Raw genomic sequence first — 10,379 nt, 5'->3', positions numbered from 1 at the left:
GGCGCACGCAGCGTTTTGCGGCTGCTGGTGCTGCTTTATCGCTTCTACGCCCTCACCGCTGCGCAGGGAACCGCCAAACAATTCGTCGCCTTTCTCGGCCTCGACCCTGTCCCCCATCGCAGCATCTCTTCGGTGTATCGCCCTCCCTCTATTTCCAAAAAAGGAGATAAGTCGATGCGCACTTTGCTTTACATGGCCGCCTTCGGCGGCGTCTCAGGCCACAACCCCCTTGGTCACTTCTATCGTTCTCTCATCGCTCGTCACAAACCCAAAAAGGTGGCTCTTGTCGCAGCGGCTCGCAAGATTCTGGTGTGGGCATGGGCGGTCTTTCGCTCCGCTCAACCTTTCCAGACCGCTCTCAAACCTGTTCCTTGAATCTTGCTCTCTTGACTTTCACGAGAGAACCTACGTGTTTCACCCCTCTCCCAGGATTGGGAGAGGGGCCGGGGGTGAGGGCCTTTTCCTGATTTTTATCGAAATGAAGCGCGTCGCTTAGTCTTACGCTCGTTGCAGCAACGCCCTGACCTCCTCGAGCGAGGGCAACCCCGGCCGGGCCCCGCGTCGGGTGCAGCACAGTGCGCCAGCGGCGCTGGCGAAACGCAGCAGCTCCTCCCACTCCATGCCCTGGGCGACGCCCGCGGCCAGAGCGCCGTGGAAGGCGTCGCCTGCGCCTGTGGTGTCGACGACCTTGACCGGAAACGCCGGGAGCGCGCCCGTCTGCGCCCCGCGCTGCCAGATGAGGCCGCGCTCACCGAGCGTCACGACCACCGCCGGCGCCAGCCGCGCCAACATCGCCATGCCCGCCTGCGGCGAGTCGGCGCCGGTGAATTCCTGTGAAAAGCGCTCCGACGCTGCGAGGATTGTGCACAGCCGCACCAGTTCATCGTGACCCTCGTTCACGGTGTCGGCGTCGAGGACGGTGGGAATGTTACGGTCGCGCGCCCATTTCGCCATGGCGACGGCAAGTGCAGGCTGATGACCGTCGAACAGGATGGCCTTCGGGCGCATCTGCGCAAAGGGAGCATGCGCCGGCGTCAGCCGGGTGACGATCGCCTCGCGGTAGTTGACAATCGAGCGCGCGCCGTCAGGCTTGACGAAAATGGCCGAAAGCGAGGTCGCCTCTTCGCCGCGCACCACCAGCCGCGTGTCGACGCCTGCATCGTTCAGTTCCGCCAGATGTTGATCGCCGTAGATGTCGGTTCCCAGATAGCCGATAAAGGCGGTGGAGGCGCCCAGTTGCGCGGCGGCGACGGCGGCGTTGGCGGCGGTGCCGCCCCCGCACCCCATGAACGCGCTGGCGCGCGCCTTTTCGTTCGGGCCAGGATGGTGATCGACGGTGAAGATCAGGTCATAACAGGCCAATCCAACGCAGAGCACATCCACGTCGTAGTGCGTTGGCGGCGGCGTTGCTTTGCTCATTTTAGCGCCAGGTCCTCTTTTATTTTGGGAATCCACTCTTCCATGGCCATCCGTCCGAGGGCGAGCTGTTGTTCGGCGGAGGAGAGATCCGTCAGGTTGATGTGGGCCACCGCCGGCGCAACCACAATATCGGCGTACTGTTGCTCAAACTGAGTGGCGCGCGCCAACAAAAAGAGCGCGTTCATCGCAAGTTCGGCAAGGTTGCGCGGCTCTTCGCGCTGCACCATCGATCCGGCGTGCGGCGGCGGCAAGAGATCGATGGCGATCACATAGTCTGCGCCAAGCTCGCGGGCGACGCTGACCGGCAGGTTGTTCGCCACCACGCCGTCGGCCAACAGGCGCCCGTTGCGACGATAGGGCGTGAACACACCCGGCACCGCACAGCTGGCGCGGATGGCGGGCGCCAGAGGTCCGCGGTTCATCACCACCGCTTCCCCTGTGAGCAGGTCGGTGCTGACGGCGGCGAAAGGGATGTTGAGCTGCTCAATCAGCACGCTTTCGCCGATGATGGAATCGATCCACGGGATCATCTTGTCGAGGTCGAAAAGTCCGAGCGGCAAGGTCCGCGCCAGGTTGCGCAAGCTGAGCTTGGGCAGCCTCAGGCTCGCCAGATCGAGCCATGAAATAGTTGGAACCAACGCCTCCAGCCGACGAGCGGAAACGCCGGCGGCGTAGAGTCCACCGACCAGCGAACCGACGCTCGTGCCCGTGATCACGTGTGGATAGATGCCGTGTTCTTCCAGCGCCAGCAAAGCCCCGACGTGGGCAATCCCCCGCGCTGCACCGCCTCCCAGCACCAGCCCAAGCCTTTGTGGGCGAGGAGGTTCGTCCCAGACCAGATTCGCCCGCACCGACATTTCTCTGTACGCGGTCATGGCTTCCCCTGCGTTTGATTCAAACGATAGCGCTGCACAGTCACCCCTGGAAAAGCTCGCTGCTCCTCAAGGGTGGCGTGAGCCTGCAACCAGCGATCCATCAGACGTCGATTGTCCCACATCGACGCTTCGCTGAGCAAGACCCAAATTTCATCCGAACCGGCGGTCATGCTGCGCATGTACCGATCGACCTCCGCCCATTCGATGTCGTCCGGGCGGCCCCAGTTCGTGTACGGCCCGCGCCCCCAACGGCCGAGCCGTTCGTCTCCGCCTGCAAAAGGATCAGAATCGAAGTCGCTGGTGTAGTAACGATAGGCCCACTCCTGATGGGGGATCTGCAGGATGAGCAGGTCATCCGGGCTGCGGTGCGCGTAGACATATTGAATAGCGCCGCGCAGGTCGAATTTGATCACCAGAGTCTTTTGTTGCCAGCCCAGATGGCCCCACAATCCGAGCACATAGATGAGAAAGATCGCCGCAAGAGGAAGCGCCAGCCGTCCGCTGTTGTTCATCAGCACGCGCAGGCCGAGCGCCATGCAGAGCATCGCCGCCGGTCCGATCCAGATCACATAGCGCTCGGTGAAGACGGGCTGGCGCAAGCTGATCAGATAGATGAATGCGATAGGTGCAAGCAGCCAGCTCAGCAGGAGAAGCGCTCGCCGTAGCGGCGAAAGGGAGGGGCTGCGCGCAGAGAAACGCTCGCCGATGGCGGTCGCGCCGAACAGTGCGCCGGCGCCCAGCAAGAAATAGACGGGCGCCAGCCAGAAGAGCGGCGTCGTGGTGATGAAGCCCCGAGCGTGGCTGAGGGCAAGCGAACGCAGAACCGCATCCAACGGCGTAAAGTTGAAACCGGAGAGCTTCTCCGGCGAAGTCAGCATCATCCAGTGCCACCAGACCATCGGCAAATAGGGCAGCGTCAACCCGGCCAGCGCCAGCCCATAGCCGCGCCACCGCCGGCGGGCGAGCGGCCAGGCAATGGCAAACCAGGTCAGATGGAGCGGAATCAGCAACACCATCAGCAGGTGCACATACATCGCCGCGCTGACCGCAGCCAGATAGCCTAGCCAATAGCGCCAGCCTCCTTCTTCAATCCCTCGCAGCCAGAGCCAGCTAGAGAGCAACGCCAGCAGCGTGACCGTGGCGTACATCTTGCCCTCCTGCCCGTACCAAACCTGATAGGGGTTGAATGCGAAAAGCAAGGCGCCGACGGCGGCGACGCTCAACCAGGGCGCAGGCGTGGACGCCTGTTCCGGCGACGCCTGCGGGAGGAGGCGCCGGCCCACATGCCAGACGAAAAGCACGCTCAGCGTCCCCGCCATGGCCGATGGAAAGCGCAGTGCAAACTCCGAAGCGCCCACCATCGCAAACCAGGGGCGGAGTGCAATAAAATAGAGGGGGCCGTTCTGCGCAGCCTGCACAAACATGCTCAACGTCTCCTGAAGAGGACGCACCGCAAAGTAGATAGCGTCCACCTCATCGCGCCAGAGACTCTGAAAATCGAGCCGGACGACTCGCCAGGCGAAAGCAAACAGGGTCAACGCCAGCAGAAAAATTCGTCGTTGCGATTTACTCATGGGAGCGAAGCAGGCCAATCCTCATCATCGTCCTGCGCCTTTGAGGAGGGCGTGGACGCGGAAATTCCAGGTGAGGCGGGGGAAGAACGCAGCGTCTCTTCCTCTGAAGGAGTGCGCCTGGAGAGCCGATACCTGGGCGGCCCTGGATTGCCGACGCTGATCCCGGCCAGGACGCCGGCCAAAAGCAGAAAGAGCGCAACGCCGCCGAACACGCCTAAGAGCGCAAAGGCGAAGACGGTTCCGGTGAGAATGGCGCGGAAAAGCCCGGCGGCTTCGCCCGGAGGGGGCGTCGGCGGCTGAATCGGCCGCAACGCGGGGTCGATCGTGAAGGTCGGCTCCGGCGTCGCCGTGACCGTGATCACGGTTTGGGGCGGCGGGGGGGGCACCGCCTGGTCGAGGGGAGGCTGCGGCGTCGTCAGCGGCGATTCAAAGCCGAAGAGCGCCTGCGCCGTTGCCGTCTGCGCAAAGGGATCGGCGGGCGGGAAGCCGAAGAGCGCCTGCGCCGTTGCCGTCTGCGCAAAGGGATCGGCGGGCGGGAAGCCGAAGAGCGCCTGCGCCGTTGCCGTCTGCGCAAAGGGATCGGCGGGCGGGAAGCCGAAGAGCGCCTGCGCCGTTGCCGTCTGCGCAAAGGGATCGGCGGGCGGGAAGCCGAAGAGCGCCTGCGCCGTAGCCGTCTGGGCAAAGGGGTCGACGGGCGGGAAGCCGAAGAGCGCCTGCGCCGTAGCCGTCTGCGCAAACGGATCCAGGAACCCAGGAGGCGCAGAAAAATCGGGAGTCGGCGTCGCCAGCCCTCCGATCCCGATCGGCGGATAGGGCGTGGGCGGCGCTCCTCCCGGCGTCGAAAAGAAAAGAACCGTCGGCGTCGGCGTCCAGGTGGGAATGGGCGTCCATGTCGGCGCGGGCGTCCAGGTGGGGGGAATGGGAACGGGCGTCCAGGTTGGCAGCGGCGTCCAGGTGGGCAGGGGCGTGGAGGTTGACGTCGGCGTCGGAGGACGCGGCGTGGGAATGGTCACGACGGTGTTGTTGCTGGTCGCCGTGGCGCGGAAGCCGCGCTCCGGATTGCTCGATGTGACCGACACGTTGGTGGAGAAGGCTCCCGGCTGCCGATATTGCACCGGCCCTAGAATCTGCGGCAAGCCGCGCTCGGCCAGAAACTGGTTGGTGATCGTGATGCGTCCACCGCCGTAGACAGGCGCGTCCGTAATGGTGACGCGGCCGCCGGTGGCGCCGTCCACAAGCTCGTGCACCGTGAGAGGAACCAGTTGGAGCGACTCGGTGAGCGCGCTCGTGTTTCGGATCACGATGCAATAGTAGACGACCTTGCCCGGCGGGCCGCTGGTGGTCGAATCATCCTCGCACCGATCGGGTCGGTCCATCACATTGCGTTTGACCTGAATGGAGGCGGCGGGGCCGTTGACGGTGACGACGGCGGAGCCAGTTGCTGAGATTCCGTTGGGCGCAGTGGAGGTCACAAACGCCCTGACGGTGAGCGACGCAACGTCAACCGTTTGCGACAGTTGGTGGCTCCAGCTCGCCAGCGGGCTGGCGTAGGTGATCACGAGCGTCTGATTGGGTGGCGTCGGCGAGGCGGGCGTCAACGGCGCTTCGATGATGCCGAGAGCCGGTATGCTGACGAGATGTTGTGTGAAGGAGATGTCGCCCTGATTGCGGATGGTGAGGCAATACGCCGCCTGACCATACGCGTTATTGACGAGCGACGCGTTATAGCTCGTCGTCGTGCTGCACGTCGTCGAAGGCGCGCCGACGGTGAGCGTTGCGCTGATGCGCGGATCGACGATGTGGATCGTGGTCGGCTGCGACGCAACCTGATAGGCGCGTCCGTCTTTTTCGACGGTCCACAGCGCCTGAGAGACGGTGTTGGTCATGACGGAGACGGTGCGGATCAGGCCATTGGTCAGGCTTGGCGTCAGGGTCTGGCCGTCCTGCAACACCGGACCGGGCGTCCAGTCGACCACCGTGGCGCCGTTGTCGTCGAGCAGGCTCAACAGCGTGATCGGCCCCCCGCTGTTGTTGGTGATCGCATAGCAATAGTGCACAGGCGCGCCGGCGACGACGGCGATCGTCGTCTCTGCGCTGGCTTGGCACGCCGCCTCTGGGTCGAGGCCGGGGGCGGCGAAAACCACCGTCTTCCTCAGGATGACATTGTCCAGCGCGCCGACCTCCTGGGCGAGGACGGCGCGGCGCGACTCGCCTGCAATCAGCCAGAAACCCGCCGACAGCAACAGAAGCGCCGGCGCCAGCGCAGCCAGCGCACGCCTGATGCGCATCAATGGAAACGGTGGAGAAGAATGGGCTTTCACGGCAAACGCGTCGTTACATCTCCTGCGTCCAGGAGATGAGAACGTCCTCCTTCATCGACGACCACGAGCGCCCCGTCCGCCGTCACATCGACGGCGACGCCGTGCAGCTGACGATGCCCATCCTTGTGAAAGAGGACGGTCACAGGCTGCCCCAGCGTCAAAAGCAGGTTGCGCCATTCTTGATAGACGTCATGCGTCGAGGTCGCAATTAAATCTTCCCAGGCGCGGCAGAGGGCGATCAGCAAGGACGTCCGGTCGACCATGCGACCGATTGCCAGGCGCAGGCTGGTGGGCGGAGGCGCCTCCGGCGGAACCTTCGGCAGTGCGTCTGACGACTGATTGACGTTGACGCCGATCCCGATGATCGCATACTGCGCCTGCTCGCGCACATACGAGGTTTCGATCAGGACGCCGCCCACTTTTTGGGCATGGGCGAGATCTTCACCGAGCATAATGTCGTTGGGCCATTTCAGACCCAGCTGATCGGTGAGCTCCGGAAGTTCGGCGGCGATGGCGCGCACCGTCGCAACGCCGGCCATCATCGGCAGCTGCGCCAGATTCGTGGGCAGATGATCGCTTTTTAAGATAAGACTGACGAGCAGCGCCTGCGCCATCGGCGCCTCCCAACGGCGCTGCATCCTTCCGATGCCTGCCGTCTGCTCTTCCGCCACAACCAGCGTTCCGGAGCGGGTGGAAGGCTCCACCGCCAGACGATGAGCGATCTGCATCGTGCTGGGGACGCTGGCGTGATAGTCGATGGTGTGGCCGATGACGGCGTCTTTGAGCGCTACGGCGATGCGAGTTATATTCAGGATGGGATGATGATTGGTTGAAGCGTTCATAGTTCCAGGCGTTTTTTGCGATTTTTGCTCTTTGAGTCCTGAAATGGATCGAGTATAAAAACCCTTATCAAGTCACAGATTACATGACGAGCGTCGCGGCGTCAAACGGTTATTTATCTTAGCATCGGTGTTGCTTTGGTGGAGATTGTTCAATCAGGTACAATGGCGTTGTCAACGGCTCAAAGCGGAGGGCCGATCTGGCAACGAAGGCGTGCAGGAGCCATTTTGTTTCGACAATTTTCTGTTCGCGCTTCCCCAGATGACACGGACGCAGATTTCCCGTACGAGGACATCCTAGAGGGATTCGACGACTCGGGTCCATCTCTGCCGATCATTTTTATCAGTGCGGCTGCTGGCGTGGCAGGAGGCGTGATCGGTCTCTATATTACATATATTGTTCTTCAATGGGACCTTCCGGCCAGCGTTTTTGTCGCCGTTCTCTGTGCAAGCGCCGGATTAGGGGCGACGGGCGCCGGACTGACGGCGCTGACCGGCGACAGGGCAGCGACGGCCAATATCGCAATGAGCTGCGCCTTGATCGTAATTTCGGCGGCGTTTTTGGGCTTTTGCATGCTGGTTGGCGCTTTGGTGGCGACCTTGATTGTACTCTTTAGCGCCCGGTGACCTATGCGAGCAATCATCTTCGAGCGTCATGATCCATCGCCAACCGTGTATCGCCTCAGCGACGCTGTTCCGGAGCCAGAACTTGCGCCTGACGGCGTGGTAGTGAAGGTGCACTACGCCGCGTTGAATCGGCTCGACAATTTTGTGCGGATCGGATGGAAAGGGTTGAACCTGCAATGGCCGCACATCCCCTGCAGCGATTTCAGCGGTGAAATCGTCGCCGTCGGCGATCAGGTGCACGAGTGGCGAGTCGGCCAGCGGGTGACGGCGAATCCGCTGGTGTGGTGTGGCCGCTGCCGCGCCTGTCTTGCCGGTCGTCAGAATCATTGTCGCAGTGCCCATTTGCTCGGCGAACACATCCGCGGCGCCTGCGCGGACTACGTGGCGCTGCCGGCGCGGAACTTGATTGCGGTGCCGGAGGGGTTTGATATGCGTCTGGCGGCGGCGGCTTCGCTGGTCTATGTTACGGCGTGGCATAATCTGATCACAGCCGGTCGGCTGCGAGCGGGAGAGCGGGTGCTGGTGGTGGGCGCCGGCGGCGGCGTCAACACGGCCTCGATCCAAATCGCCAAACTTGCAGGCGCGTCTGTCTATGTGATTGCCGGCAACGCAGACAAGGCCGCGCGCGCCCGCTCGCTCGGCGCCGACTGGACGATCGACCGCAGCGAGACGCCATCCTGGTCAAGAGCGATCCATGAGGCCACCGATCGCGCAGGCGTCGACATGGTGGTGGACAACGTGGGGCAGGCCACCTGGGTCGAAAGTCTGCGCTCCCTTCGCCCGGGCGGGCGGCTGGTGACCGTCGGCGGCACCAGCGGCTACCAGGCCGAAACGCCGGTTAATCTGATCTTTGCCCGGCATCTCAGCATCATTGGCAGCACGATGGGAACGCAAGAGGATTACCTGACGGTCATGCCGCTGGTGTTCCAGGGAAAGCTCCGTCCGATCATCGACAGCGTATTTCCGATCGAACGATTTCAACAGGCGATGGAACGTCTTATCAATGGGGAGATGTTTGGTAAGATTGTAATCGAGGTGAACCCAGCGCCGACGAATGCGTAACGTCGCGCATCGGAGGGCCAGCATCTGTTTTACACGAAAATCAAGCCATCCCGTCTGAGGGCTTAACACATCTTTGGAGGACAAAGGTAGGCACATGGTGAAAGACGCATTGGTAGACCCACGAATTCAAGAATTGCGCGAGCGCAAAGCCGCAGCCTATCTGGGCGGCGGCGAGGAGAAGATCGCCCGTCAACACGCCCGCGGCCGCATGACGGCCCGCGAGCGGCTACAGTTGCTGCTCGACAAAGGCACCTTCCGCGAGCTGGACGTCTTCGTCACCCACAACACCACCGAGTTCGGGCTGGACGGACAGAAGATTCCGGGCGACGGCGTCGTGACCGGCTACGGCACTATCAACGGCCGTTTGGTCTTCGTCTATTCTCAGGATTTCACGGTTTTCGGCGGCAGCGTCAGCCGCGCCCACGCGCAGAAGATCTGCAAAGTGATGGACATGGCCATGAAAAACGGCGCGCCGCTCATCGGCCTGAACGACTCCGGCGGCGCTCGCATTCAAGAGGGCGTGCACAGCCTGGCCGGCTACGCCGAAATCTTCTATCGCAACGTCATGGCCTCCGGCGTCATTCCCCAGATCAGCGTCATCATGGGGCCGTGCGCCGGCGGCGCCGTCTACAGCCCGGCCATCACCGACTTTATCATTATGGTCAAAGAGACCAGCCACATGTTTGTGACCGGGCCGGATGTGATCAAGGCCGTGACGCACGAGGATGTCACCTTCGAGGAGCTAGGAGGCGCAGTCGTCCACGCCAGCAAGTCGGGCGTCGCTCATTTTGCGGCGGAAAACGAGGAGGATGCGCTTTTCCTCGTCCAACACCTGATCGACTATCTCCCCAGCAACAACATGCAGGACCCGCCCTATCAGCCGCCGACCGACGATCCTTTGCGCGAAGCGCCGGAGCTGGACACGATTATCCCCGACAATCCCAACAAACCCTACGACATGAAGGAAGTGATTCGGCACATCGTGGACAACGGACAGTTCCTCGAGGTGCATGAACACTGGGCGCAGAACATCATCGTCGGTTTTGCCCGCCTGGGAGGAAGGCCGGTCGGCGTCGTTGCGCAGCAGCCCACCGTGCTCGCGGGCGTGCTGGACGTGGAGGCGAGCCAGAAAGGCGCGCGCTTTGTGCGTTTCTGCGACGCCTTCAACGTGCCTTTGATCGTGCTGGAGGACGTTCCCGGCTTCATGCCCGGCGTCAATCAGGAGCACGGCGGCATCATCCGCCAGGGCGCCAAGCTGCTCTACGCCTTCTGCGAGGCGACGGTGCCCAAGCTCACCGTGATCGTGCGCAAAGCCTACGGCGGCGCCTACTGCGTGATGAACCCTCGCCACATCGGCGCCGACCTCGTGCTGGCGTGGCCAAGCGCCGAAATCGCCGTGATGGGGCCAGAAGGCGCAGTCAACGTGATCTTCCGCCGTGAAATCGCCGAGGCGGAGGACCCGGCGGCGCGCAAGGCGGAACTGGTCGAGGATTACCGCCGGCGTTTCGCCAATCCCTACGTGGCGGCGGCGGCCGGCTTCATCGACAACGTCATCGAGCCGCGCGAGACGCGTCCGCATCTGATCAACGCGTTGGAGATGCTCCAGAACAAACGCGACAGCCTGCCGCCCAAGAAACACGGCAACATTCCGCTTTGAGGTGG

Annotated in this window: 9 protein-coding genes; 4 read left to right on the top strand and 5 right to left on the bottom strand. The window is 62.8% G+C overall.

The features are described 5' to 3' along the window. Positions 1–375: transposase (locus Q0367_RS04690; protein ID WP_298981109.1), on the top strand; the 375-nt coding region annotated here is incomplete at its 5' end. Positions 376–498: 123 nt separating this feature from the next. Here Q0367_RS04690 and Q0367_RS04685 read toward each other — a convergent pair. From Q0367_RS04685 to Q0367_RS04665, 5 genes are read right to left on the bottom strand one after another with little or no spacing between them, the layout of a single operon-like run. Continuing rightward, positions 499–1,419, bottom strand: a complete 921-nt coding sequence (locus tag Q0367_RS04685; protein WP_297632364.1) for a carbohydrate kinase family protein — start codon at positions 1,417–1,419, stop codon at positions 499–501. After that, positions 1,416–2,294: a patatin-like phospholipase family protein gene (locus tag Q0367_RS04680; RefSeq protein ID WP_297632361.1), complete on the bottom strand. Its 879-nt coding sequence runs from the start codon at positions 2,292–2,294 to the stop codon at positions 1,416–1,418. The genes Q0367_RS04685 and Q0367_RS04680 overlap by 4 nt, the downstream gene beginning before the upstream one ends. Continuing rightward, positions 2,291–3,868, bottom strand: a complete 1,578-nt coding sequence (locus tag Q0367_RS04675) for a glycosyltransferase family 39 protein (protein WP_297632359.1) — start codon at positions 3,866–3,868, stop codon at positions 2,291–2,293. Before Q0367_RS04675 ends, Q0367_RS04680 begins: the two co-directional genes overlap by 4 nt. Next, positions 3,865–6,156, bottom strand: a complete 2,292-nt coding sequence (locus Q0367_RS04670) for a hypothetical protein (RefSeq protein ID WP_298981108.1) — start codon at positions 6,154–6,156, stop codon at positions 3,865–3,867. Before Q0367_RS04670 ends, Q0367_RS04675 begins: the two co-directional genes overlap by 4 nt. 29 nt (positions 6,157–6,185) lie before the next feature. Further along, positions 6,186–7,031, bottom strand: coding sequence for a biotin--[acetyl-CoA-carboxylase] ligase (locus Q0367_RS04665; protein WP_297632349.1), 846 nt, complete (start codon positions 7,029–7,031; stop codon positions 6,186–6,188). A 225-nt stretch (positions 7,032–7,256) separates the two neighbouring features. On the opposite strand from Q0367_RS04665, the gene Q0367_RS04660 reads away from it, so the two are divergent. The 3 genes from Q0367_RS04660 to Q0367_RS04650 all read left to right on the top strand — a co-directional run bounded on the left by Q0367_RS04660 (position 7,257) and on the right by Q0367_RS04650 (position 10,374). After that, positions 7,257–7,655 (top strand): hypothetical protein, encoded by a 399-nt coding sequence (locus Q0367_RS04660; RefSeq protein ID WP_297632346.1) that lies wholly within the window; start codon positions 7,257–7,259, stop codon positions 7,653–7,655. A gap of 3 nt (positions 7,656–7,658) precedes the next feature. Next, positions 7,659–8,717, top strand: a complete 1,059-nt coding sequence (locus Q0367_RS04655; RefSeq protein WP_297632343.1) for a zinc-binding dehydrogenase — start codon at positions 7,659–7,661, stop codon at positions 8,715–8,717. Positions 8,718–8,811: 94 nt separating this feature from the next. Next, positions 8,812–10,374, top strand: a complete 1,563-nt coding sequence (locus Q0367_RS04650; protein ID WP_297632340.1) for an acyl-CoA carboxylase subunit beta — start codon at positions 8,812–8,814, stop codon at positions 10,372–10,374. The last annotated feature ends 5 nt before the right edge of the window (positions 10,375–10,379 follow it).

The sequence above is a fragment of the uncultured Caldilinea sp. genome, from assembly GCF_937128415.1.
GTDB lineage: Bacteria > Chloroflexota > Anaerolineae > Caldilineales > Caldilineaceae > Caldilinea.
The sequence above is the reverse complement of the archived record's forward strand: the minus strand, read 5'-3'. Positions and strand labels throughout refer to the sequence as shown.